The organism is Bradyrhizobium sp. T-1, from assembly GCF_053592855.1.
The window spans coordinates 5,986,888-6,012,730 of record NZ_CM132115.1 but is presented as its reverse complement, the minus strand read 5'-3'; the positions used below and the strand labels follow the sequence as shown (position 1 = coordinate 6,012,730).

The 25,843-nt window shown below is 63.4% G+C and carries 21 protein-coding genes; 17 read left to right on the top strand and 4 right to left on the bottom strand.

What is annotated here, in order from left to right:
* Positions 1–197: 197 nt before the first annotated feature.
* The 8 genes from ACWAT4_RS28875 (at position 198) to ACWAT4_RS28840 (ending at position 8,551) form a co-directional block, all read left to right on the top strand.
* Positions 198–1,007 (top strand): ABC transporter permease, encoded by an 810-nt coding sequence (locus ACWAT4_RS28875; protein WP_212297926.1) that lies wholly within the window; start codon positions 198–200, stop codon positions 1,005–1,007.
* Positions 1,008–1,058: 51 nt separating this feature from the next.
* The gene (locus tag ACWAT4_RS28870; RefSeq protein ID WP_212297927.1) at positions 1,059–2,051 is read left to right on the top strand and encodes an ABC transporter substrate-binding protein; all 993 of its coding nucleotides are present in this window, start codon (positions 1,059–1,061) and stop codon (positions 2,049–2,051) included.
* Positions 2,052–2,095: 44 nt separating this feature from the next.
* The gene (locus ACWAT4_RS28865) at positions 2,096–2,941 is read left to right on the top strand and encodes an ABC transporter ATP-binding protein (protein ID WP_212297928.1); all 846 of its coding nucleotides are present in this window, start codon (positions 2,096–2,098) and stop codon (positions 2,939–2,941) included.
* A 221-nt stretch (positions 2,942–3,162) separates the two neighbouring features.
* Positions 3,163–4,569, top strand: coding sequence for an enolase-like domain-containing protein (locus tag ACWAT4_RS28860; protein WP_449728662.1), 1,407 nt, complete (start codon positions 3,163–3,165; stop codon positions 4,567–4,569).
* Positions 4,566–5,717: a Gfo/Idh/MocA family protein gene (locus tag ACWAT4_RS28855; RefSeq protein ID WP_449728661.1), complete on the top strand. Its 1,152-nt coding sequence runs from the start codon at positions 4,566–4,568 to the stop codon at positions 5,715–5,717. The genes ACWAT4_RS28860 and ACWAT4_RS28855 overlap by 4 nt, the downstream gene beginning before the upstream one ends.
* Before the next feature lie 10 nt (positions 5,718–5,727).
* On the top strand, positions 5,728–6,918 hold the full coding sequence (locus ACWAT4_RS28850) for a dihydrodipicolinate synthase family protein (protein ID WP_449728660.1): 1,191 nt from the start codon (positions 5,728–5,730) through the stop codon (positions 6,916–6,918).
* Complete coding sequence (locus ACWAT4_RS28845) at positions 6,918–7,781, top strand: sugar phosphate isomerase/epimerase family protein (protein WP_449728659.1); 864 nt, start codon at positions 6,918–6,920, stop codon at positions 7,779–7,781. The genes ACWAT4_RS28850 and ACWAT4_RS28845 overlap by 1 nt, the downstream gene beginning before the upstream one ends.
* A 275-nt stretch (positions 7,782–8,056) precedes the next feature.
* The gene (locus ACWAT4_RS28840; RefSeq protein WP_449728658.1) at positions 8,057–8,551 is read left to right on the top strand and encodes a hypothetical protein; all 495 of its coding nucleotides are present in this window, start codon (positions 8,057–8,059) and stop codon (positions 8,549–8,551) included.
* A 158-nt stretch (positions 8,552–8,709) separates the two neighbouring features.
* On the opposite strand, the gene ACWAT4_RS28835 is transcribed toward ACWAT4_RS28840, so the two are convergent.
* The 4 genes from ACWAT4_RS28835 to ACWAT4_RS28820 all read right to left on the bottom strand — a co-directional run bounded on the left by ACWAT4_RS28835 (position 8,710) and on the right by ACWAT4_RS28820 (position 14,037).
* Positions 8,710–10,557 (bottom strand): Spy/CpxP family protein refolding chaperone, encoded by a 1,848-nt coding sequence (locus tag ACWAT4_RS28835; RefSeq protein ID WP_449728657.1) that lies wholly within the window; start codon positions 10,555–10,557, stop codon positions 8,710–8,712.
* Between the two features lie 106 nt (positions 10,558–10,663).
* A complete protein-coding gene (gene rocD, locus ACWAT4_RS28830; RefSeq protein ID WP_449728656.1) occupies positions 10,664–11,878 on the bottom strand; it encodes an ornithine--oxo-acid transaminase in 1,215 nt (404 codons plus the stop codon).
* 254 nt (positions 11,879–12,132) lie between these two features.
* A complete protein-coding gene (locus ACWAT4_RS28825; protein ID WP_212424923.1) occupies positions 12,133–12,810 on the bottom strand; it encodes a potassium channel family protein in 678 nt (225 codons plus the stop codon).
* Between the two features lie 6 nt (positions 12,811–12,816).
* Positions 12,817–14,037 (bottom strand): cytochrome P450, encoded by a 1,221-nt coding sequence (locus tag ACWAT4_RS28820; RefSeq protein ID WP_212297936.1) that lies wholly within the window; start codon positions 14,035–14,037, stop codon positions 12,817–12,819.
* A 107-nt stretch (positions 14,038–14,144) separates the two neighbouring features.
* Between ACWAT4_RS28820 and ACWAT4_RS28815 the strand changes: the two genes are divergently transcribed.
* From ACWAT4_RS28815 to ACWAT4_RS28775, 9 genes are all read left to right on the top strand, one after another.
* Positions 14,145–14,687, top strand: coding sequence for a phosphonopyruvate decarboxylase (locus ACWAT4_RS28815; protein ID WP_212424925.1), 543 nt, complete (start codon positions 14,145–14,147; stop codon positions 14,685–14,687).
* Positions 14,684–15,274: a thiamine pyrophosphate-dependent enzyme gene (locus ACWAT4_RS28810; protein ID WP_449728655.1), complete on the top strand. Its 591-nt coding sequence runs from the start codon at positions 14,684–14,686 to the stop codon at positions 15,272–15,274. The genes ACWAT4_RS28815 and ACWAT4_RS28810 overlap by 4 nt, the downstream gene beginning before the upstream one ends.
* A 139-nt stretch (positions 15,275–15,413) precedes the next feature.
* Positions 15,414–16,115, top strand: coding sequence for a TetR/AcrR family transcriptional regulator (locus ACWAT4_RS28805; protein WP_212298067.1), 702 nt, complete (start codon positions 15,414–15,416; stop codon positions 16,113–16,115).
* Positions 16,116–16,117: 2 nt separating this feature from the next.
* Entirely contained in the window at positions 16,118–17,311 is a 1,194-nt protein-coding gene (locus tag ACWAT4_RS28800; RefSeq protein ID WP_449731277.1) for an efflux RND transporter periplasmic adaptor subunit, read from the top strand.
* Between the two features lie 69 nt (positions 17,312–17,380).
* Positions 17,381–20,476, top strand: coding sequence for a MexW/MexI family multidrug efflux RND transporter permease subunit (locus tag ACWAT4_RS28795; RefSeq protein WP_212424927.1), 3,096 nt, complete (start codon positions 17,381–17,383; stop codon positions 20,474–20,476).
* Between the two features lie 115 nt (positions 20,477–20,591).
* A complete protein-coding gene (locus ACWAT4_RS28790) occupies positions 20,592–21,575 on the top strand; it encodes an ABC transporter substrate-binding protein (protein WP_212297940.1) in 984 nt (327 codons plus the stop codon).
* Between the two features lie 54 nt (positions 21,576–21,629).
* Positions 21,630–24,209 (top strand): ATP-binding protein, encoded by a 2,580-nt coding sequence (locus ACWAT4_RS28785; protein ID WP_449728654.1) that lies wholly within the window; start codon positions 21,630–21,632, stop codon positions 24,207–24,209.
* On the top strand, positions 24,206–24,595 hold the full coding sequence (locus tag ACWAT4_RS28780) for a response regulator (protein ID WP_212297942.1): 390 nt from the start codon (positions 24,206–24,208) through the stop codon (positions 24,593–24,595). The genes ACWAT4_RS28785 and ACWAT4_RS28780 overlap by 4 nt, the downstream gene beginning before the upstream one ends.
* A complete protein-coding gene (locus ACWAT4_RS28775) occupies positions 24,592–25,842 on the top strand; it encodes an adenylate/guanylate cyclase domain-containing protein (protein WP_212424930.1) in 1,251 nt (416 codons plus the stop codon). The genes ACWAT4_RS28780 and ACWAT4_RS28775 overlap by 4 nt, the downstream gene beginning before the upstream one ends.
* The last annotated feature ends 1 nt before the right edge of the window (position 25,843 follow it).

Sequence of the window (25,843 nt, the reverse complement as noted above, 5' to 3'; positions counted from 1 at the left end):
GCCCAGTCTTCGCCAAACTTCGCTTAGTGGCCCGGCCTTCGCCGGGACGGCACCGTTGATTTTGCCGATAGGCAATTTTCTAAGCGACACCGGATCTCCCCGGAACCGGCGCAAAACGTCACAGGGAAAGCTCTGGACAGTATTTATCCAACGGGTTAATTTCTCGCCCGAACAAAGAAGACGACCGGGAGTGAGGCGTGGCTGAGCTGAAGCCGCAAGGCGCGGTGTCCAAGATGCTGAATGCGGCCTGGGTGCGGCCGTTTCTATTCCTGGTTTTTATCGTCGTGGCCTGGGATCTCGCGATCCGGCTGTTCAAGATTCCCGCCTATCAGATCCCGTCGCCGGCCGATGTCGTCGCGGTTCTCCGTACCGACTGGCCGGAACTGCTGCGCCAGTGCTGGCCGACGACCTATGCCACCGTCTGCGGCTTCCTGCTGTCCGCATTGTTCGGCATCCCCGTCGCCATGCTGATCGCGGGCTCGAAGACGGTGGAGAGCTATGTCTATCCGCTGCTGGTGTTCTCCCAATCCGTGCCGAAAATCGCGATCGCGCCGCTGTTCGTGGTGTGGTTCGGCTTCGGCATTATTCCCAAGGTGATTTCGGCGTTCCTGCTCGGCTTCTTCCCCGTCGTGGTCTCGGCCGTGCAGGGCTTCAAGTCGGTCGATCCTGATATGGTGGATCTTGCCCGTGCCATGCAGGGCAGCCGCTTCCAGGTGTTTTGCGCGGTGAACCTGCCGCATGCGCTGCCGGCGATTTTTTCCGGCCTGAAAGTCTCGGTGACGCTCGCCGTGGTCGGCGCCGTCGTCGGTGAATTCGTCGGCTCCAACTCCGGCATCGGCTACGTGATGCAGCGCTCGATCGGCACGTTCGACCTGCCGACCATGTTCGCAGCCCTTGTCATTCTCGCGCTGCTCGGCGTGATCCTGTTCTGGATCGTCGACCGGATCGAGAAGCTGGTCATTCCCTGGCATGTCAGCCAGCGCGAAGACGTGATTTTCGCCTCTTAACTTAAGCAACGGCCGCCAACGGCCGAAACAGAACGACAAGGGAGAGTGACGATGAAGCGGTGGATTGGGGCTGTCTCAGCGGCGTTGTTGGTGTTTGCGGCGATGCCGGCGCAGGCGGCCGACAAGGTCGTGCTGATGCTGAACTGGTACGTCTATGGCGAGCACGCGCCGTTCTATTACGGCAAGGCCAAGGGCATTTATGCCGCCGAAGGCATCGACCTCGAGATCCAGGAAGGCCGCGGCTCGGCTGCAACCACGCAGGCCGTCGCCGCCAAGACCGCCGATTTCGGCTATGTCGACGTGCCTACCATGATGCGCGCCGCGATCAAGGGCGCGCCGGTGATTGCGACCGGCGTGCTGCTCCAGACCTCGCCGATGTCCGCCATGGGCTTTGCCGACAAGAACATCCGGAAGCCCGAGGACATCAGGGGCAAGACGGTGGCAATCACGCCGGCCGACTCCATGACCCAGATCTGGCCGCTGTTCCTGAAGAAGACCGGCCTGAAGGAGAGCGACTTCCAGACCGTTGCCGGCGACGGCCAGACCAAGCTCAACGCCGTCATCAACGGCCAGGCTGATCTCCTGCTCGGCTATGTCATGGACCAGTCGATGAAGATCAAGGACGCCACTGGCAAGGACGTCTATCCGATCAAGTTCGCCGACTACGGCATCAACATGGTTTCGTCAGGCATCATCGCCAATACCGACTATGTGAAGGCCAACGCCGACCTCGTCCGCCGCTTTATGTCGGCGACGACCAAGGCGGTCGAAGCCGCCGAGAAGGAGCCGAAGGCCGCCGCGCAGTCGATCCTCGATGCCAACCCCAAGGGCGGCAAGATCGACACGCTGACGCAGGGCTTCGAGCTGACCATTCCGTTGTACCGGACCGCCGAGACCAAGAGCAAGCGGCCGTTCCAGGTCACCGACCAGAACATGACGGACAGCGTCAACCTGATGGTCGAGTATGGCGGCCTCGACGCCAAGGCCAAGGAGAACCCGAAGGCCTTCTACACCAGCGATTACCTGCCGAAGAGCGGCACGTGAGCGACAAATTTCCGTCGTCGGGACGACGGGCGGAGAGGGCTGCGATGAACCCCGCGACCAAACCGATCGACTTGCAGCCGGCCGCACATCTGAGACTGGTGAGCGACCGGGCTGCCGGCGATACGCCGGGCATCACGCTGTCCGGCGTGTCGAAGACCTACCGGACGCGCGACGGCGATGTGCCGTCGCTGCGGCCGCTCGACTTCCATATCAATGATGGCGAGTTCTTTGTCGTGGTTGGCCCATCCGGCTGCGGCAAGTCCACGCTGCTCAAGCTGATCTCCGGCCTGTTGCCGCCGACCACAGGCGAGGTTCTGGTCGAGGGCGAGACGGTGACGAAGCCGCACGGCAATGTCGGCATCGTCTTCCAGAACGCGCTGCTGCTGCCATGGCGCAACATTCTCTCCAACGTGATGCTGCCGATCGACATGAAGCGGCTGCCGCGGGACGAATATCTCACCCGTGCCAAGGCGCTGCTGAAGCTGGTTGGGCTCGAAGGGTTCGAAAAGAAGCTGCCCTGGCAGCTCTCCGGCGGCATGCAGCAGCGCGCCTCGATCTGCCGCGCCCTGGTGCACGATCCCCGGATCATGCTGATGGACGAGCCGTTCGGCGCGCTCGATGCGCTGACCCGCGAACGCATGAATGTCGAATTGATGCGGATCCAGCGCGAGACGAAGAAGACGGTGCTGCTGATCACGCATTCGATTCCGGAGGCCGTGTTCCTCGCCGACCGCGTGCTGGTCATGACCGAGCGGCCCGGTGCGATCGCTGCGATCTACGATGTGCCGTTGCCGCGCCCGCGCTCGCTGGACGTAATGGCCGATCCGGTGTTCACGGAGCTCGTGCAACGCATCCGCAAGCATTTCTTTTCGCAGGGTTCACTGGATTAGGATCGGCGCGTAATGTGCTTCAGTAGTGACCAAATGCACGGTGCGCTCCCTCCCCCGCATGCGGGGGAGGGCTGGGGAGAGGGTGTCTCCGCTCGCGAGAACCCCGAAGAGGAGAAAACCCTCACCCGGCACTTCGTGCCGGTCTCTCCCGCAAGCGGGAGAGGCGGGTCGCCCGCGGTCCTACCGCTCGTGTCAAATTCATCTCGCGTCGTTGTTAGACCATGCCCCCGCGCCTGAAGCTGCGAGACATCGCCTTCTTCGAACGACCCGTACATTTCGCGCGGCCGTTCCGCTTCGGCGCGATCACGATCAACGCGACGCCGCAGCTGTTCGTGCGGGTCGAGATCGAGGTCGAGGGCAGGGGCGCTGCTGTCGGCGCCAGCGCCGAACTGGTGGTGCCGAAATGGTTCGACAAGCGGCCGGAGCTGTCACCGGCGCAGACGATCGACGGACTGCGACGCTCGCTGGAGATCGCGCGCGGGCTCTATCTGGTGCAGACGGGCTTCCAGACGGCGTTCGATCTGCATGCGTCCTGCATTGGCGCGCAGGTCGCAGCCTGTGCCGGGGAGGACATTCCGCCGCTTGCCGCGGCCTATGGTCCGGCGGAAATCGACAAGGCGATTCTCGATGCGCTGTTGCGTGGCGTCGAGACGAATTTCTTCGACGGGATGGCCGGCAACATCGCCGGCATTGATACGCGATTGTCGCCGGACCTTAATGAGGGCGATATCGAACGATTTCTCATGCTCGGCAACCAATACCGGTCGCGACGCGTCGCGATCCGCCACACTGTCGGTCTCGACGACCAAGTCGAGGGCGATGGCGGCGTGGTCGATCCGAAGGAAAATTCCGGCGCGCGCTATTTCAAGCTGAAGCTTGGTGGCGATCCCGAGGCGGATGCCGCTCGGTTGATCCGTATTGGACGTCAGCTGGCGCCGCTGCCTTTTGACTACAACGTGACGCTGGACGGCAACGAGCAATATGCGGATTTGACGGCGCTTGAGTCGCTGGTCAGTCGGCTGGAGCGCGACAGCGCCCTGGAGCCCATCTTTCGCAAGCTGCTCTATATCGAGCAGCCGATGCCGCGCGATGTCACGCGTCAATCGCCGCTCAGTGAAGCCTTGCGTTGGCGCGATTTCATTATCGACGAAGCGGACGATTCCTATGACGCCTGGCCGACCGCCTACAAACTCGGTTACCGCGGCGTCTCGTCGAAGTCCTGCAAAGGCATCTACAAGTCGATCGTCAACTTCACCCGCATTGCCAAGCTGAACGACGAGGGCGCGGAGTGTTCCGTCACGGGTGAAGATCTGACCTGTCAGCCCGGGCTCGCTCTTCAACAGGATCTGGCGCTCGGTGCGCTGCTTTGCCTCGAACACGCCGAGCGCAACGGCCACCACTATGTCGACGGCTTTTGCGATACGCCCGCAGCAGAAGCTTCGGCCTTCGCCGCTGCGCATCCTGATCTCTATGCCGATGCCGGGCAGGGCATCCGGCTCTCCATTCACAACGGCGATCTGCTGACGGGATCGCTCAACACAGTGGGCTTCGCGACGTCGGTCCATCCGGACTGGTCGGCGCTCCGTCCGCTCGAACAGCCAAGATCACTCCGGGAGCAATTAGCATGACCACCCAACGCCTCGGCCTCATCATGAACGGTGTCACCGGCCGCATGGGGCTCAACCAGCATCTGATCCGTTCCATCGTCGCGATCCGCGACCAGGGCGGTGTCCGCCTGAAGAACGGTGATCGGATCATGCCCGATCCGATCCTGGTCGGCCGCAGTGCCGACAAGATCGAGGCGCTCGCCAAGCGCTACAACATCGCGCGCTGGACCACTGATCTCGACGCGGCACTCGCCGACACGAACGACACCATGTTCTTCGACGCTGCGACCACGCAGGCGCGCCCCGGCCTTCTGACCCAAGCCATCAATGCCGGCAAGCACGTCTATTGCGAGAAGCCGATCGCGACGAACTTCGAGGAGGCGCTTGAAGTCGTCAAGCTCGCCAATTCCAAAGGCGTCAAGCACGGCACGGTGCAGGACAAGCTGTTCCTGCCCGGCCTGAAGAAGATCGCCTTCCTGCGCGATAGCGGATTCTTTGGCCGGATTCTCTCGGTGCGCGGCGAGTTCGGCTATTGGGTGTTCGAGGGCGGCTGGCAGGAGGCGCAGCGTCCGTCCTGGAACTATCGCGACGAGGACGGCGGCGGCATCATCCTGGACATGGTCTGCCACTGGCGCTACGTGCTCGACAATCTCTTCGGCAACGTTCAGAGCGTGGTCTGCATCGGTAACACCGATATCCCCGAGCGGTTTGACGAGCAGGGCAAGAAGTACAAGGCGACTGCTGATGATTCCGCCTACGCGACCTTCCAGCTCGAGGGCGGGGTCATTGCCCACATCAACATGTCCTGGGTCACGCGCGTCTATCGCGACGATCTCGTCACCTTCCAGGTTGACGGCACCCACGGCTCGGCGGTCGCGGGCCTCACCGACTGCGTGATCCAGGCGCGGCAGGCGACGCCACGGCCGGTCTGGAATCCCGACGAGAAGCGGCTGCACGATTTCTACGGCGACTGGCAGAAGCTGCCCGACAACGTCACCTACGACAACGGCTTCAAGGAGCAGTGGGAGATGTTCATTCGCCACGTCTACGAGGATGCGCCCTACAAATTCACGCTGCTCGAAGGCGCCAAGGGCGTGCAGCTCGCCGAATGCGCGCTGAAGAGCTGGAAGGAGCGGCGCTGGATCGACGTCGCCCCGATCAAGGCGTGAGGAGGGACATATGAACAAGCCCGTCCAGCCAATGTCGTCATTGTCGCTGAAGCTGCCGAAGGTCGATCGCTCGATCGAGACCTACCGGCTCGCGGCATCGCGTACCTTCCCTGCAAAGCTCGAAGGCCCCTTGAACCGCATCGCCTTCTCGGCCGTGCATACGGTGGCCGACCCCTTCGCGGACAACGATCCCTGGCTCTCGGTCGCCGTCGACTGGGACAAGACCATCGCCTTCCGCGAGCACGTCTGGGACCTTGGCCTCGGCGTTGCGGAGGCCATGGACACCGCGCAGCGCGGCATGGGGCTGGATTGGCCGACCTCGCTGGAACTGATTACGCGCTCGGTCGGAGCTGCCAAGCGACGTAACGCGCTGGTGTTTTCCGGCGCCGGCACCGACCACCTCGCGGTGGAGGACGCAAAGAGCCTCGACGACGTGATCCGTGCCTATGAGGAGCAGGCATCGGCGGTCGAGAAGGTCGGCGGCCGCATCATTTTGATGGCGTCGCGCGCGCTGGCGAAGCTTGGCCGTAATGCCGATGATTACGCGAAGGTCTATGACCGCGTGCTGTCGCAGGTCCGCGAGCCCGTGATCATCCATTGGCTCGGCGACATGTTCGATCCCGCGCTGGCCGGCTATTGGGGCACAAAAGATCTCGACAAGGCGATGGACACGGCGGTCGCGATCATCAACGGCAATGCCGCCAAGGTCGACGGCGTCAAGGTCTCGCTGCTCGATAAGCAGCGTGAGATCGACATGCGCCGTCGTCTCGACAAGCGCATCAAGATGTATACCGGCGACGATTTCAATTACGCCGAATTGATCGCAGGCGACAGCCAAGGCTTTTCGCACGCGCTGCTCGGCATTTTCGATGCGATCGCGCCGGCGGCGTCCTACGCGCTGTCGCGGCTGGCGACCGGCGATGAGGCCGGCTTCCACGACGTGCTGGGGCCGACGGTGCCGCTGTCGCGCCACATCTTCAAGGCGCCGACGCGGTTCTACAAGACTGGTGTCGTCTTCATGGCCTATCTCAATGGTCACCAGGATCATTTCACCATGGTCGGAGGACAGGAGAGCGCGCGCTCGATGCTGCATCTGGCCGAACTGTTCAGGCTTGCCGATCAAGCCGGGCTTCTTGCCAACCCTGAACTGGCGACGCGGCGGATGAAGACCGTGCTCGCCTCGCACGGACTGGACGCCTGATGCGCGATTTTTCGCCTGACCACCGCTGGCTGTCGCTGAACACGGCGACCGTCCGCAAGCAGGGTGACCTCATCGAAATCATCGACGCCTGTGCCAGGCATCGCATCCGTGCCATCGATCCCTGGCGCGACCAGGTTGCGGCCGTCGGCCTCGATCGCGCCGCGCGCGCCGTGCGCGATGCCGGCCTTGATCTCTCAGGATATTGCCGCGGCGGCATGTTCACCTCGGACGCATCGCGCCGGGGCGAGGTGCGCGACGACAATCGGCGCTGCGTGGATGAAGCCAAGGCACTCGGCGCGCCCTGCGTCGTGCTGGTCGTCGGCGGCCTGCCGCAATATTCGCGGCCGGGCAGCGAGGCGTCGAAGGATATCTTGGCCGCGCGCGGGCAGGTCGAGGAAGCTCTCGCCGAGATGCTCGACTATGCGAGGCAGGCCAATTTGCCGCTGGCGATCGAGCCCCTGCATCCGGCCTATGCGGCGGATCGTGCCTGCGTCAACACCACAAAACATGCGCTCGACATCTGCGACCGGCTCGATCCCGGCCGCAGCGGCATGCTCGGCGTCGCGCTCGACGTCTATCACATCTGGTGGGACCCGGAGCTGATGGACCAGATCGCCCGCGCCGGCAAGGATCGCCTGCTCGCCTTCCATGTCTGTGATTGGCTGGTGCCGACCAGGGACATCCTCAACGACCGAGGCATGATGGGTGATGGCGTCATCGACATCAAATCCGCGCGTGCCGCCGTCGAGGCGCAGGGCTTTACCGGTTATTCCGAGATCGAGATCTTCTCGAATGACTGGTGGGCCAAGCCCATGGACGAGGTGCTGCGAACCTGCATCGCGCGGCACAAGACGGTGGTTTAGTTACCATAAGTGCGCCTGCCCTGCGGGCTTGCGACCTGTTGCAGCGCGCCTTCTGCAGAACTGGTCCGGGGCGGGGCGACCGACTTGGCGGCCGACCGACCCCACTAGCAGACGAAGCGGCTAGCCGGTCGGAGTACCACCAATGATGAGGTGGACGGTCATCAGTTCCCAGGCAGAATATCATCATCTCGATGCCGCAGCCTCGTCACACTCTGTGCCGGATTGGATGTGGTGATCGGTGACATCAATGATCGGCAGGCGCGGCGGATGTACCCATGCCTGTCGATCTCGAATGGCCCCGACGCGCAATCGTCGGGGCCATTGTTGTGATCGGCGTGGCAAGGTCGGCGAGCTCTGCCGAAGGACGAGGCGAGATCTATTTCGGCGATCTTTCGACGACGCGAGGAAAAGTAAGACGATTGCGCTATCAGCGAAAGGCACCGTCAAACACCGGGCTATCGCTCGTCAATTCGATCTGCGAAGCTGTGAAAACACAAATGCGCTTGCAGGCAAGCAAGTGCGAAGGGAGGTCCGCAGTGGAGAAAGTGCGACGCCTGCGTGCGATGAGCTCACTGTGCCGCCAACAGGCCGCATACAACAGCATGAACAAATGGAAGCTGCTCGCAGAAGCGGAATACTGGGATCATCTGGCCGAGTCTGAGCTGTCTTCATACTTCCAGCAATGCAACGCCATTGGCGCGAATGAGGCAGAGCAGCCTCAAGAGATCGCAAACACGAATGATGTTGGGCCGAAGACGATTTCCGCGTGAGGTCAGATACGAGGCAGTCGTTTGCGTTTGCGCCACTGCACTCTCACAGAAGCCGTGGCGGTGACATGCCTCGTCGACTTTTGAGCAGAATAATTGCAATTGCGTCATCCCGCGCCGGTCGACCGCTGCGCTCATCGCGACGAGAGAACGCGACGCCCTCACGGGCTTGCGACCTGTTGCAGCGTGTTGAAACGCGCCTTCTGCTCGCTGCTCAGCGTGGCGAAGAACTCGTCCAGGGCGGGTTCGACCAGCTTGGCGGTCGACAGCATGGCCTCGAGCCGGCGCTGCATCGTCTCCAGCCGTCCGACCGGCGTCAGCGGTGCATCGTTCGGACAGGCCGCCTGTAGTCCCTCAACGCCCTTGGCAGTCGCTTCGCCGAGGCGGTCGAGGGCCTCCTTCTGCTTACCGGCGGGGTGGAGCACTGCCTCGATCCTTTGGATCGGCAACTGGGTCAGGCTGGACTTCGGATCGGCGCAGCCTTCGCTGCTAACTTCCTGCTGCAGCGGCGTGCGGTCGCCGACATTCGGGCCGAGCGTGTTGAAGCGCGCCTGCTGTTCGTCATTGAGCGAGTTGTAGAAATTCTCCAGGGCCGGTCGCACGATCTTGACGGCTTCCAGCGTCGCGTTGATGCGGTTCATCATCGCGCGCAAGCGGCCAGGCGGAGTCAGCGCATAAGTCTCGGCGCAGGAGTCCTTGAACACACCGGCCGCGTTGGCTGCCGCGGTCTTCAGCTCGTCGAGCAGGGTACGTTGCTCCGGCGTCGGCCGCACGGCTCGCGTGATATCGGCAAACGGCCAAGCGGTCACGCCCTTGTCCGGCGTGCCGCACAATTGCTGGAGCGTTTGTGGGTTGACGCTGGCGCGCGGGCGCGCGCGGCCACCGCCGCCGGCTTGCGGATAGTCGTATGGGTTGGTGCTGGCATAGGCCGCATACGGGCCGTCACCGCCCCAGAACACGGTGTCGACGAAGTCGTCATAAGCGTATGCCCAATAGCCGGGTTCGTAAGCATAGGACCAGAACGTGTAGTCAAAGATGTCGGAATAGGCGTAAGGCCAGAACACGGGCCCAAGCCACGCCACGAACACCGCGGGATGGCGGTGTCGCCAGGCCTGCCGGGGGGCCCAGCCGCTCTGGCGAGCCACAAGGGCCGCCTGAGTCTGCGGATTGGGCTGCTCGCGGAAGCGCGCGGCAAACCGTCCGCGCTCGGCGGCCTGCGCGGCCGCCGCAGTAGCTGAGACGCGGCCGGCCGGAGCCTGGAGTCCAAGCCGCTGCTGGCGCGCCAGGTCAAGTTGCTGCGCGCGCTGCTCACGGCCAAGCAAGCGGTTTTGCGTCTGGAGCATCCGTTGCTGCTCGCGTTGCGCCCGCGCGCCGTCCGGCTTCTGCGACTGCAATTGCTGCACGCGCTGCTGGAGCCGATCGATGCGGGTCTTGCGCTCTGTCGTCTGGCGCGACAATATCTCGCGCTGCCGCTGCAGCACCATCTGCTGGTGCTGCTGGATCTGCTGCTGATGCTGTTGCGTGCGCTGTTCAATCTGCTCCCGTCGCGACAGCCGCTCGCTCACGGCCGGCGGTGCGCCTGGGCGTGAGGGGGCGGCGATATGCGGCGTCGGCCGCGGCGCCATGGCCGGGCGTTGCGGCGCCGCGGGCGCTCGATGGAATTCGGGCTGCGGCGCCGCTATGTGCGGCGCCGTCCGCGGCGGCGGGGCAGCGAAATGCGGGGGCGGACGCGGTGGCGGCGAGGCAATATGCGGCGCGGGATGTGGCGCCATGGCCGGCCGCTGCGGCATGGCCGGGGGATGGAATGCTGGCGCGGCGGGACGCGCCATCGGCGGTGGGGCTGCCGGACGGGCCATGGCCGGTGGTGGTGCCGGCCGTGCTGCCGGCGCTGCGGCTGGCCCGCCCCTTCCATGTCCCTGGCCGGGTCCTTGGGCAAACGCGCCGACGCCCGTCGCCAGCATCGAGACACCAACCAAGACGGCCGTCAGGCCAAGGCCACGCGGAAGCATGATCGTCGCTCCCAGCTCGTAATCGCCCACGATTTTCAACGCACAGGCGGCGGAATGGTTCGTTGTCGGCCGCAGCCGGCATTGCGATCTTCCGACGCAGGCAGCCTCAGGAGAAATCCTGCGTCAGGGTCGCGGCGAACCGCTCCAGCGCCCAGTCGACCTGGTCGCTGGTGATCACCAGCGGCGGGGCGATGCGGATCGTGTGCTCATGGGTATCCTTGGCGAGGATGCCCTTGCCCTGGAGCGCCTCGCAGTAGCGGCGGGCGCGCCCGGCCTCGGGATGCAGCTCGACCGCCAGCATCAAGCCGCGCCCGCGCACCTCGCGGATCGTGTTGGCACGAATGTCCTTCAGGCCTTGCAGAAAGCGTGCGCCCTGCCTGGCCGCGTTCTCGATCATGCCGTCCTCGACCAGCACGCGCATCGCCGCGCGCGCCACCGCGCACGCAAGCGGGTTGCCGCCGAAGGTCGAACCATGCTGGCCGGGTCGCAAAGTCCCGAGCACGTCGTTGTTCGAGAGCACGGCCGACACCGGATAGAAGCCGCCGGACAGGGCCTTGCCGAGCAGCGTCACGTCCGCCTCTATGCCTTCGTGTTGTTCGGCCAGCAGCTTGCCGGTGCGGCCGAGCCCGGTCTGGATCTCGTCGAGCACCAGCATCACGTTGTTGGCGGTGCAGAGCTCCCGCACTTTCGTGAAATAGCCGGCTGGAGGAATGATGACACCGGCTTCGCCCTGGATCGGCTCGACCAGAAAGGCGACAGTGTTTGGGGTGATTGCCTCCTCCAGCGCGGTGGCGTCGCCGAACGGGATGATCTTGAAGCCGGGCGCGAACGGCCCGAAATGCATTCGTGTCTCGGGGTCGGTCGAGAAGCCGACGATGCCCAATGTGCGTCCGTGGAAATTGTTGGCGCAGACGATGATTTCGGCTTGGCCGTCCGGCACGCCCTTCACCTCATAGCCCCATTTGCGGACCGATTTGATCGCGCTTTCGACCGCCTCTGCGCCGCTGTTCATTGGCAGCACCTTGTGGGAACCGGTGAGCGCCGCGATCTCCTCGTAGAACAAGGCGAGCTGGTCGTTGTGGAAGGCCCTCGAAGTGAGCGTCAACCTGTGCGCCTGTTCGACCATCGCCGCCAGGATCTTGGGGTGACAGTGACCCTGGCTGACCGCCGAATAGGCCGAGAGGCAATCGAGGTAACGGTTGCCTTCAGTATCCCAGACCCAGACACCTTCGCCGCGCGACAGGACGACCCCGATCGGCTCGTAATTATGGGCGCCAAAGCGTGCTTCCGTTGCGACGAAATCAATGACCGACGAGCTCATCTGTCGTCACTCCATTGCTGCGGCGCGCCGGGGCAAGCGATCGCGGCGGCCGCGCTCAAGCTGATGTGGGTATCCGTCTGCCCGTGCGGAAGCCTTCACGTGCCCGAAGGCGCGGCTCGGCCGGGTGATGGCGCGTTCGGCGCTGATTGCTCCGCCACGTCAAATGGTTCGGCGGGTTCACAAGCGATTGCCCGCCGACCCGTCTTCTACTGTGCATGGGGTTGTTTTCGACTTTTTGGGTCGGCAGGGGTGATTCAGGAGTCCTGCCTGCGATGCTCGATCTCGAGCGTGACCAGGCGCGCCAGCAGCGTCGCGGGATAGAGCTGGCCGAAGATGGCTTCCATATTGCACAGGCTGCGGGCGACGGGATGGAGGGGCGCGACGTCGCCATATCCGGTCGTGGTCATGGTTGCGAAGCTGAAATAGATGACCTCGCTTGCGAGCCTCGGGCTGTCCTCCACCTTCATGCTGACGAAGGCGACCGGATCGAGCGAGCCGATGAAGGTGTAGAGCGCCGCAAAGATCACGGCCACCGTCAGATACAACAGCACGGCACCGATCACGCGATGGTAAGTCACCCGTCCCGGCGCGAAGGTCTGGCGCGCCACCGCCCAGGCCATCGTCGTTCCCACGATGAACCAGGAACCGGCAAACAGATTGAGGTCGAGGATCGACGGCGATTTGAGCCGCAGGATCGCGCCAGTCACGATCATGCCGAGCGCGATCAGCATGCCGATGACCGCGACCGGGCTGCCTGATATCACGAAGATGCCGCAGACCAGCAGCAGCGCCAGCACGAGCTCGGACACCTGAAATGCAAAGAGCCCCAGCGCCTGCAGCGGCGAGATCACGAACATCATGATCACCAGCAGCACCGTCAGCACCGTGAGGGCCGGATCGGCCCAGCGTTCGCGCAGTTGATCGATATTCATGACGCCTCAGCCGATCGAGCAGGGGACGCTCAGGAAGCCGCGAAACCGCACGCGCCCGCCGCGCACCGGCTCGCCGCTCACCGCATAATCCGGGAAGCGCGCCAGGAAACGCGAGATCGCGATCGCGCCCTCGAGCCGCGCCAGCGCCATGCCGGCGCATTGATGCGCGCCCGTGGCAAACGCGAGATGCCGGTTCGGCGTGCGTGCGACGTCGAATTTTTCGGGGTCGGGAAACTGCGCGGGGTCGCGGTTGGCAGCCCCGATGCACAGCGTCACCGACGTGCCGGCTTCGAGCATGACGCCGCCGAGCTCGACCCGCTCCGTGGTCATGCGGTTGCCGAGCTGGTTCGAGCTTTCGTAGCGCAGGATCTCCTCGACGGCAGTCTTGATCAGGTCCGGATTGTCGATGAGCCGCTGCTTCTGGTCGGGGTTTCGATGCAGCGCGACGAGGCCGTTGCCGATCAGATTGGTCGTGGTCTCGTGGCCGGCATTGAGCAGGAAGATGCAATTGTGCAGCAGCTCCTTCTCGGTCAGCCGCTCGCCGTTCTCCTCGCCCTGGATCAGGCGCGTCAGTACATCGCGGTCGGGATTGCCCGGCTTTTCGCGGCGGCGGGCGATCAGCGTCTCGAGATAGGCAAGAAAGTCCGTCACGGCCTTGTTGCCGCGTGCGGCGACATCAGGCGATACGACGGGCTCGAGCGCGCCAAGGATTGCCAGCGACCAGTCGCGTAACGGCCCGCGTTCGTCATGGGGCACGTCGAGCAGATTGCCGATCACCTCGATCGGGATGGAGGCGGCGAAATCCTCGATCAATTCGCAATGGCCCGTGGCGGCGATGGCGTCGAGCAGGCCGTCGACCAGCTTGACGATATCGCCCTCCATGCCCGCGATTGCCCGCGGCGACAGTGCGCCCATGATCAGGCGCCGCACGCGGGTGTGCGCCGGCGGATCGTTGAACACGAGACTCGTGGTGTGGTGTTCATAGAGCGGCGTGTCGCCATATTTCGGCGCGAACTCGCGCTTCTTGTCCGAGCTGAACGATTTCGTGTTCTTGTAGGTGGTGACCAGGTCGTCGTAGCGCGTCAGGAACACGGTGCCGCTCGGCAGGCGCTTGACCGGCTCGTTCTCCCGCAGTGCACGATAGGTGGGGTAGGGATCGTCGTAGAATTCGCTCGTCAGCTTCGCCAGATCGAAATTGGCCGCCAGTTCTTTCGCATCTGCGTTCATGCGCCATACTCACCGGTTGAAACCGATATGCCGTTTTCGCTCTTTCGAGCTTTGCCGGTCACCGTCTACAGTCATGCCCTGATTTGCAAGCCGACCGGACCAGGAAAATGCACGCGCGCGCTGACGCTTCCGATACGGCCCCGAGCTGGCCCGATGATGTTTTCGCCACCTTGCAGCGTTTCGACGTGCGGCAGGTGCCTTACGTGCCCGATGCCGGCCATTCCAAGCTGATCCAGCGCGTGCTGGGTTCATCCACGATGCGCGGCATTCCGCTGACGACGGAGGAAGAGGGCGTGGCGCTTCTTGCCGGCGCCTGGACCGGCGGCCAGCGTGGTGTCTTGCTGATGCAGTCGAGCGGTGTCGGCAATTGCATCAACATGCTGTCGCTGATCCCGATCCTGCGCTTTCCGTTCCTCACGCTCGTGACCATGCGCGGCGAGTGGGGCGAGTTCAATCCGTGGCAGGTGCCGATGGGATCGACCACGCAAGGCGTGCTCGAACTGTCCGGCGTCAAGGCGCTGCGCGCCTCGCATGCGGCCGAAGTGCCGGCGGTGTTGGAGGCGGCTGCGGCACAAGCCTACAACGCGCTTACGCCCACCGCCGTCCTGCTGTCGCAGCGCCTGATCGGCGCCAAGGTTTTCACCAAATGAGCAAGGCCAATCTCCTCGACCGCCGCCAGGTGGTGTCCGCGCTGCTTGCGAACCGCAAGGACGTGGTTGCGATCGGTGGCCTCGGTGCCTCCACCAACGACATCACCGCTGCCGGCGATCATGCCCGCAACTTTTATCTTTGGGGCGGCATGGGCGGCGCTGCCATGATCGGATTGGGCCTCGCGCTGGCGCAGCCCAAATTGCCGGTGCTGGTCATCACCGGTGACGGCGAGATGCTGATGGGCATGGGCAGCCTCGCCACCATCGCCCTCCAGAAGCCCTCCAATCTCTCAATCGTGGTGCTCGACAACGAGGCCTATGGCGAGACCGGCGGCCAGACCAGCCACACCTCGGCTGCCGCCGACCTGGTCGGCATCGCCAAGGCCTGCGGCATCGCGGACAGCCGGGCGATCTCGACCCTGGCCGAGGTCGAGGCCTTCGCCAAGGCCGTCCACGACCTCGCGGAGGGGCCGCGCTTTGCCAATGTGAAGATCGACAGCGCCAGCGTCGAGCGGATTTTGCCAAGCCGGGATGGGACCTACATCGTCAACAGGATCCGGGGCGACCTCGGCTTCCAGCCGATCTGACGCCCACCCTGCTGCGGTTCCCTGGGGGCGTTCGCTCCCAGCGGTAATCTGTGACCAATTTTCAACAGACCCTCGCGCACTTAAGTTGCGTCGCAGCAATCGGCTTGACTTTGGCGTGGGTGAGTGCTTACTCACCAGCATGAGCTCATTGCGTATGACGAGCGACCTGAGGCGTCAGCTGATCCTCGGAGCCGCCAAGCGTTGCTTTGCCCGACATGGCTATAACGGCACCACGACGAAGAGCGTGGCGGCCGCCGCTGCCATTTCCGAAGCGCTGCTGTTCAAGCATTTCCCGTCCAAGGCGGCGCTTTACGCCGAAATTCTCAGCGACGAATGCGAGGCGGACCCGGCGCTCATCGAACTTCTCGAGCGCGAGCCGTCGACGGCCACCCTGGTCGAATTGATCCGCGGCATGGTCGAGCACTTCCTTCAGATTGCTGACGGCCCCGACCAGGAGGAGGCGCAACGCCTGCGACTGATGGCCACCAGTCATCTGGATGACGGCGAATTCGCGCGATTGCTATATGCTAAGATCGAGACGCTGATCGGAGCGATCTTTGTCGCATCACTCGAACGCGCGGTCGCGGCCGGCGATGCGAGGGCTTGTGGCAGTGAACCGCTCAATCTGTTCTGGTTTGCGCATCATACGGTCATGACCGCTGCGCTGACCAGGCTGCCCGCCGTGCCCTGTCTTGCCTACGGCAGGGCGAACGATCTGGAGCGGCAGCTCTGTGAGTTTCTCCTGAGGGGTATCGGACTTAACGACGCCGCAATTGCTTCACATCTGGGCCGCGATCAGGCCGTTTGTGCCGGCAAGACGGCGATTGCAGAAAGCGCATGACAATGAACATCGTAACCGAACACAAGATTTCGGGCGAACCGATCGATAGCAAGGCTCCCAAGCGCCCGGTCCGGCCGGTGCTGTGGTTCATCATCGTCGGCACGCTGCTGGGCGCGCTGGTCGGTGGTCTCGTCTGGTTCAATTTTTTCCGTGGCCAGATGATCAAGCAGTTCTTCGCCAACAACAAGCCGCCGCCGACCGCGGTCAGCGCGGCGGAAGCGAAGTCGGAGGTCGTGCCGAACCTGCTGACCGCAGTCGGCAGCCTCGTCGCCGTGCATCAGGTCGACGTCAGCGCTGATGTTAACGGTCGCGTCACCGAGATCAAATTCGAGCCCGGTGCCCATGTTGAGGCCGGTACGCCGCTGGTGCAGCTGTTCGACGCGCCGGACCAGGGCGATCTCGCCAACTACAAGGCGCAGGCAACGGTTGCGCAGCTGTCGCTCGACCGCGCCAAGCAGCTGGCATCGCGCCAGTTCGGTCCGCAGGCGACCGTCGATTCCGCGCAGGCCGCCTATGACCAGGCGCTGGCCGGCATCGCCAAGACCGAAGCGCTGATCTCGCAGAAGCTGGTACGCGCACCGTTCTCCGGCGATCTCGGCGTCCGCAAGGTCGAGGTCGGACAATATCTCACCGCCGGCACGGCGATCGTCTCGCTGACCGATCTGTCGGAGCTGTGGGCGAACTTCACGGTGACGGAAAAGGACTCGGCCAACCTCAAGGTCGGACAGGTGGTACGGCTGAAGGTCGACGCCTATCCGGGCCGTACTTTCGACGGCAAGATCACCACCATTGAGCCGCAGATCGCGGCCGACACGCGCAACATCCGCGTGCAGGCGACGATTGCGAACCCGGAGAAGATCCTGAAGCCGGGCATGTTCGTGAGCACCACGGTGGTGATGCCGGACAAGCCGGCCGTGATCACCGTTCCGGAGACGGCCGTCGACTACACGCTGTACGGCGACTCGGTGTTCGTGATCACCGAGAAGAAGGGAGAGGACGGCAAGACCAGCCTGAATGCTGTGCGCACGTTCGTGCAGACCGGCAATCGGGTCAATGGTCGTGTCGAAATCATCAAGGGCGTGAAGGTGGGCGACAAGGTCGTCGCCGTCGGCCAGCTCAAGCTGCAGTCGGGCGCTGCTGTCGCGATTTCGACCGACCCGGCTCCGCAGATCCCTGCGCAGCCGCCGCGCTACTGACAAATACACTCACGTGATCCGGCCTGGCCGGATCACGTTTCTTGAGACATAGAAATCGAGATCGCCGCGATGGCCTTTACTGATATTTTCATCAAGCGTCCGGTTCTGTCGGTCGTTGTCAGCCTGCTGATCCTGCTGATCGGGCTGCGCGCGGCGATGGTGCTGCCGATCCGGCAGTATCCGAAGCTGTCGAACACGGTCATCAACATCACGACCGTCTATCCCGGCGCGTCCGCGGACCTGATCCAGGGCTTCATCACGACCCCGATTGAGCAGGCCGTCGCCTCCGCCGAAGGCGTTGACTATATGACCTCGTCCTCGGTGCTCGGCACCTCGACAATCCAGGTCTACATCAAGCTGAACTTCGATCCGAACCAAGCGCTCACCGAGGTGTTGGCCAAGACGAACTCGGTCAAATATCTGATTCCGAAGGAATCGAACGACCCGATCGTGACCAAGACCACAGGGCAGACGACGGCCGTGATGTATCTCGGTTTCTCCTCCGAGGAACTGTCGGGTTCTGCGATCTCCGATTATCTGACACGCGTCGTGCAGCCGGTGCTGTCGACTGTCGACGGCGTAGCCTCGGCCGACATTCTGGGCGGCCAGACCTTTGCTATGCGGCTCTGGCTTGATCCCGTGAAGATGGCCGGCCGCAATGTATCGCCAGCGGACGTCGCGTCTGCGATCACGGCCAACAACTTCCAGTCTGCGGCGGGACAGACCAAGGGATATCTGATCGTTTCCAACATCTCGACGAACACCAGCCTGACCGACGTCAACCAGTTCCGGAAGATGATCGTCAAGGCCAAGGACGGTGGCTTCGTCCGGATGGAGGATATCGCCACGGTCGAACTTGCGGCGCAGAGTACCGACGCGAGCGTCGCCTTCAACGGCGAGCATGCGATCTTCATTGGCGTGAACGCGACGCCGCAAGGCAATCCGCTGACGCTGGTCAAGGGCGTGCGGGCGCTGTTCCCGGAGCTCGAGCGCAATCTGCCGCCGTCGATGAAGATGAAGGTCGCCTACGACTCGACCAAGTTCATCCAGTCCTCGATCGACGAGGTGGAGAAGACGCTGGGCGAAGCCGTAATTATCGTCATCGTGGTGATCTTCCTGTTCCTGGCCTCGCTCCGTTCGGTCATCATTCCGGTCGTCACCATCCCACTGTCGATGATCGGCGTCTGTACCCTGATGCTGGCGCTGGGCTTCAGCTTCAACCTGCTGACCCTGCTCGCGATGGTGCTCGCAATCGGCCTCGTGGTCGACGACGCCATCGTGGTGGTGGAGAACATCCACCGCCATCTGGAGGAGGGTAAAACGCCTGTCCAGGCCGCGCTCCAAGGCGCGCGCGAAATCGTCGGTCCCGTCGTCTCGATGACCATCACGCTCGCGGCGGTGTATGCCCCGATCGGCTTCCTCGGCGGTCTCACCGGTTCGCTGTTCCGCGAATTCGCCTTCACGCTCGCCGGCTCGGTGATTGTATCAGGCGTGATCGCGCTGACGCTGTCGCCGATGATGTGCTCGGTGCTCCTCAAGAACACCGAGGAGGGCCGCTTCGCCAAGCTCGTCAACAGAGTGTTCGGCGCGCTGACGCGCTGGTACGGCCGCAGGCTCGATCGTTCGCTCGACTACAAGGCGATCACCGGCATGTTCGCAGTGACGATCCTCGGGCTTGTCGGCTTCCTCTATATGCACACCTCGAAGGAGCTGGCGCCTGAGGAAGACCAGGGCATTGTGTTCGCGGTGACCAAGGCGCCGAAATACGCCAACATCGACTATGTCGATTTCTACGGCGACAAGCTCGACAAGGAATTCCAGAAGTTCCCCGAGACCGACTTGCGCTTCGTGCTGAACGGCATCAACGGCCCGCAAGGCGGCATCGCCGGCATGCTGCTCAAGCCGTGGGAGGAGCGCAAGCGGTCGTCGATCGCGCTGAAGCCGCTGGTCCAGGCCGAGCTCTCCAAGATCGAGGGCGTGCAGGCCTTTGCATTCAACTTGCCGCCGCTGCCGGGGGGGCCGGGTGGTCTGCCGGTGCAGATGGTCATCAACTCCACCGCGGGTTACCAGACGGTCTTTGAGCAGATGGAGAAGCTGAAGGACGCTGCTCGCAAGAGCGGTATGTTCATCGTCTCCGACAGCGACCTCGCCTACAACCAGCCGAACGTGCAGGTCACGATCGACCGCACCAAGGCGCAGGATCTCGGCGTCAACATGCAGAACCTCGGCAGCACGCTCGCGATTCTGCTCGGCGGCAACTACATCAACCGCTTCAATCTCGAAGGCCGGTCCTACCAGGTGATCCCGCAGGTGCCGCGCAGCGAGCGTCTCTCGCCGGAATCGCTCGGTGGCTACTATGTGACGACCAACACCGGACAGCAACTCCCGCTGTCGACCGTGGTCTCGGTCAAGACCAAGACCGACCCGAACTCGCTGACGCACTACAATCAGCTGAATTCGGCGACGTTCTCGGCCGTGCCGATGCCCGGCGTGACCGTCGGCGCCGCGGTTGACTTCCTCGAAGGTGAGGCCAAGAAGCTGCCGCAGGGCTTCAGCCACGACTATCTCGCGGACTCCAGGCAATACGTGCAGGAAGGCAATCAGCTCGCAATCACCTTCGGGTTCGCGCTGATCATCATCTTCCTGGTGCTGGCCGCGCAGTTCGAGAGCTTGCGTGACCCGTTGGTGATCATGATCTCGGTGCCGATGGCGATCGTGGGAGCGCTGATCCCGCTGTTCTTCGGCGCTGCCACCATGAACATCTACACCCAGGTCGGCCTGCTCACCCTGGTTGGCTTGATCACCAAGCACGGCATCCTGATGGTGGAGTTCGCCAACGAGCTCCAGGTCAACGAGCGGCTCGACCGCCGTTCGGCCATCGAGATGTCAGCCCGCATCCGCCTGCGGCCGATCCTGATGACGACGGCTGCGATGGTCACCGGCCTGATCCCGCTGCTGACGGCGTCCGGCGCCGGTGCAGCCAGCCGCTTCTCGATCGGTCTCGTCGTTGTGGCCGGCATGTCGATCGGCACGCTGTTCACGCTCTTCGTGCTGCCTGCGGTCTATGTCGTGCTGGCGACCGACCATCGTGCGGCCGCCGATTCCGAGCGGAACAAGCAGGTCAACGAGCTCGACCTCGACGCCAAAGTGCTGCGGCCGACCTGACCAAGGATCAATTTGCGTGAGAAGCGGCAACAGTCATCGCTGTTGCCGCTTTTTTTTGTCGTGCGATATCCGGTAGTATGACGGCTGGAGCCGATACGTTTGGGCAGGTCGTCGGATGAAGAGACGCGAATTTCTGGCAGTGCTTGGCGGGGCGGCACTTGTGCGGCCGGACATGGCGTCGGCCGATACGGCAGGCCGCATCTATCGGCTCGGCACGGTGACGCCGATCGCGCCGGTGACGGCCGAGAGCCGGGGCGGCAAGATCTTGATCAAGGTGCTTGAAGAGCGCGGCTTCAGGCTCGGCCAGAACCTCGCCTTTGAGGCGCGGGGCGCGCTCGGCGATGTCGCGATGTTGCCCGCTCTGATCGCGGAGCAGAAGGCCAAGAACGTCGACGTCATCGTGGTCATCGGTTATCCGACGGCGATGGCGGCCAAGGCGGCCGGCATCGCCACCGTCGCAGCCAGCGGCGTCGGCGATCCCGTCGAAACCAGGCTGATCGAGAGCCTCGCGCATCCAGGCGGCAAGATCACCGGAATTTCAGATGTCGCCGCGACACTCAGCGCCAAGCGGCTGTCGTTGCTCAAGGAGGTGTCACCGAAGCTGACCAAGGTCGCGATGCTCTGGAACAAGGACGACCTCGGCATGACCATGCGCTATCAGGCATCCGCCAAGGCGGCGCAGGCGCTCGGCCTGACCGTGCAGGCGCTTGGCGTGCGCGAGCCCGACGATTTCAACGAAGCCTTTTCGGTGATGAACAACGATCCGCCCGACGGCATTCTGATGGTGGCAGATGCGCTGACCATTCTCAATCGCGAGCGTGTCTTCGAGTTCGCGGCCGTCCGAAAGCTGCCTGCGATCTATGAATTTGACCAGTTCGCCCGTGACGGTGGCCTGATGTCCTATGGCGCGGATTCCGCGGAGTCGTTCGAACGGGCGGCTGCGCTGGTCGCCCGCATCTTCAATGGGGCCAATCCCGGCGATCTGCCGTTCGAGTTGCCGACCCGCTATCCCCTGGTGCTCAATCTCAAGACGGCCAAGGCGACAGGGCTGGAAATTCCGCCGACCATGCTGGCGCTTGCCGACGAGGTTATCGAGTAGCCTTGTGCGCTGCGGCGAGAGACAAGGTCCGGCCTTCTTGCTAGGCTTGGGGGAATGAGCATTTCCGTCCATCCTGACACCCCGCAATCCAGGGCCCTGCCGCACGCGGCCGGGGACGGCGTCGTATCCGGCGAGGCGGGCCGGCGGATCAGGACCCGGCTGTTCACCAAATATGTCGCGCTGTTCGTGGCCGTGGTCGCCGTTGCGCTGCTGGCCAATGGGCTGTTTGAAGTCTTCTTCTATTATCGCGAGCACAAGGCCGCGCTGATCCGGGTCCAGCACGAGCAGGCCGAGGCCGCCGCCGCCAAGATCAGCCAGTTCGTCAAGGAGATCGAGAGTCAGCTCGGCTGGACGACCCAACTGCCGTGGTCGGCGGGCTCGATCGAGCCGCGCCGGTTCGACGCGCTGCGGTTGCTGCGTCAGGTGCCCGCGATCACCGAGCTTGCCCAGGTGGATTCGACCGGTCGGGAGCGCCTGCGGGTCTCGCGGCTGGCGATGGACGCGATTGACAGCGGTGTCGACCTGTCAAGCGATCCGAAGTTCACCGAAGCCGTCGCGCACAAGGTCTATTACGGGCCAGTCTATTTTCGTCGCGAGTCGGAACCCTACATGACGCTGGCGCAGGCCGGCGCGCGCAAGGATGCGGGTGTCAGCATTGCGGAGGTCAATCTCAAGCTGATCTGGGATGTCGTGTCCCAGATCAAGGTCGGCGAGCACGGACATGCCTATGTGGTCGGCCCGGAGGGGCGCCTGATCGCGCATCCCGATATCAGTCTGGTCTTGCGTAACACCGATCTTTCGGGACTCGCACAGGTGCGCGCGGCGCTTGCCGGCGGCGGGGCCATGCCGGACGCCTTGCAGGAAGCGACCAACATCCAGGGACAGAAGGTTCTGACGGCGTCCGCGCCGATCACCCCGATCGGCTGGACCATGTTCGTCGAACTGCCGGTCGAGGAAGCTTATGCGGCGCTCTATGCCTCGCTGGAGCGGCTTGCGATCGTGCTGCTCGCGGCTTCCGTCTTCGCGGTGCTCGCTGGAATATTCCTCGCGCGCCGCATGGTCGGCCCGATCCAAGCGCTGCGTAGCGGCGCGATGCGCATCGGCGGCGGCGATTTCGCTCAGCAGATCTCGATCAAGACCGGCGACGAGCTCGAGGAGCTCGCAAACCAGTTCAACCACATGGGCGAGCGCCTGCAGGAATCCTACGCCGACCTCGAAAGCAAGGTCGAGCAGCGGACTGCAGAGTTGCGGGAAGCCCTACAGCAGCAGACTGCAACCGCCGATGTGTTGAAGGTGATCAGCCGCTCGACGTTCGATCTGCAGACCGTGCTCGACACGCTGGTCGGGTCGGCGGCCCGTCTGTGCGACGCGGACGAAGGAACGATCTTCCGGCCCCGCGATGGCGCCTTTTATCTGGCAGCAAGCTGCGGTCTCGATGTGGAGCAAGAGAACAAGCTTCGGACATTTGCTTCGGTACCGGAGCGGGGAAGCGTCGTCGGACGCACCTTGCTCGATTGCAAGACGGTTCATGTTCCGGATGTGCAGGCTGATCCGGAGTATGCACCTTCGTCTGCGCGAAGACGCTCCAATGTGCGTACGATGCTGGGTGTCCCTTTGCTGCGAGAGGGGGCGCCCATCGGCGTCTTCGTCTTGACGCGGCATGTGGTGCGTCCCTTCAGCGAGAAACAGATCGAGCTCGCCACGACCTTTGCGGATCAGGCTCTTATTGCGATTGAGAATGTCCGCTTGTTCGAGGAAGTCCAGGAGCGCACCAGAGAGCTGTCGCGGTCCCTCGACGATCTGCGCGCCGCCCAGGATCGCCTCGTGCAGACCGAGAAGCTTGCCTCGCTCGGCCAGCTCACGGCGGGAATCGCCCACGAGATCAAGAACCCGCTCAACTTCGTCAATAATTTCTCTTCGGTCTCGACCGAGTTGATCGACGAACTCCGGGAGATCCTGCACACGGCTTCTCTCGACGACAAGACGAAGGAAGAGGTCGACGAGCTGGCCGGCATGCTCAAGGGTAATCTCGAGAAGGTCGTGCAGCACGGCAAGCGCGCCGATTCCATCGTCAGGAACATGCTGCTGCACTCGCGCGAGGGCTCCGGCGAGCATCGCCACAGCGATATCAACGGGATCGTGGAGGAGAGCCTCAATCTGGCCTATCACGGCGCACGCGCCGAAAGGCCATCATTCAACGTGACGCTCCAGCGCGACCTCGATCCAACTGCCGGTATGGCCGACGTCTATCCGCAGGAGATCACCCGGGTCTTCCTCAATCTGATCTCGAACGGCTTCTATGCGGCGGCGAAACGCAAGGAGAGTGCCCCGGACGGTTTCGAACCAACCCTGAGCGCCACTACGAAAAATCTCGGCGGCTGGGTCGAAATCCGGATTCGCGACAACGGCACGGGTATTCCACAGGAGGTGAAGGAGAAGATGTTCAATCCCTTCTTCACCACCAAGCCGGCCGGCGAGGGCACCGGGCTCGGCCTCTCCATGAGCCACGACATCGTCGTGAAGCAGCATGGTGGCACGATCGACGTGAACACCGAGCCGGGTGTATTCACCGAATTCATCATCACGCTGCCTCGGACCATGGCGGTGGGACGCACAACCGGAGGCAGCACTTGAACGTTTACATTCTGGTCGTCGACGACGAGCCCGATGTCGAGGCGCTGTTTCGGCAGCAGTTCCGGCGCGATCTGCGCGCCGGCCGGTTCCATATGGAGTTTGCAATCTCGGCGTTTGACGCGCTCAAGCGCGCGGCTGAGGTGCGCGATCCCGCGCTGATCCTGATCCTGTCCGATATCAACATGCCCGGCATGAGCGGGCTCGACATGCTGCCCAAGGTGCGCGCCGACCATCCAAATGTTCCCGTCATCATGATTACGGCCTATGGCGACGTCGAGACGCGCCGGAAGGCGATCGAAGGCGGCGCCACCGGGCTCCTCACCAAGCCGATCGACTTCACGCAACTGCGCCAGGAGATCGATACCAGGCTCGAGCAGGCGGCATGACCCCGACCATTCTTTTCGTGGATGACGAGCCGGATCTGGAAGCGCTGATCCTGCAAAAATTCCGCAGGCAGATCCGCGACGGGCTGGTCAACTTCATCTTCGCCCGCGACGGCGTCGAGGCGCTGGAATCGATCGAGCGGAATCCGCGTGTCGACCTCGTGGTCTCCGACATCAACATGCCGCGGATGGACGGGCTCTCGCTGCTCGCGAAGCTTCAGGAAGCCGAGGACAAGAAGTCGACCATCATCGTCTCCGCCTATGGCGACATGAGTAACATCCGCACCGCCATGAACCGCGGCGCATTCGACTTCCTGACCAAGCCGATCGATTTCATCGACCTGGAAACCACGATCCAGAAGACCGTGCGCCATATCGAGATGCTCCGCGAGGTGCGGCGGCGCCAGATGGAAGCCGAGCGGGCGCATGCCGCGCTGTCGCGTCATTTCTCGCCCGAGCTCGCCAAGCGTCTGGCGGCGAGTGGGGAGGGCGAGGGGATCGCCGTCCAATGGCGCGAGGTCGCCACGATTTTCACCGACATCACCGGCTTCACATCGCTGGTCGAGAGTGCGGCGCCCGAGACTCTGGGAGAGCTGCTCAACGAGTATGTCGGCGGCATGACCGAAGTGGTGTTTGCGCATGAGGGCACGGTCGCCAAGATCATCGGCGATGCAATCCAGGTGCTGTTCAATGCCCCCGGTGATCAGCCCGATTATGCAACGCGCGCGGTCGCCTGCGCTCACGATCTCGATCGCTGGGCGCAGGATTTTTGCGCGCGGCAGAAGGCCAAGGGCGTGAATTTCGGCACCACCCGGATTGGCATTCATGCCGGACCGGCACTGGTCGGCAATTTCGGGGGCAACCGTTTCTTCGACTACACCGCCTATGGGGACACCATCAACACCGCGGCGCGTCTGGAGGCTGCCAACAAGCATCTCGGCACCCGCATTTGTGTCAGTGCTGGCATCGCGGAGCGAGCCGCGAATTTCCAGGGCCGTCCCGTCGGCGAACTGGTGCTGCGCGGACGGAGCGAGCCGCTGCCCGCATTCGAGCCGCTGGTGCAGGAAAAATTCGAGGCGCCTGCAACGACGCAATATTTCGAGGCCTTTGCCAAGATGGAAGCGGGCGATGCTGCCGCCATGCCGGCCTTTGCCGCGCTGGTCGGCATGCACGCCGATGATCCTCTCGCCGGCTTTCACCTGAAGCGCCTGCTGAACGGCGGCAAGGGTATTCGCATGCAATTGGAATAGG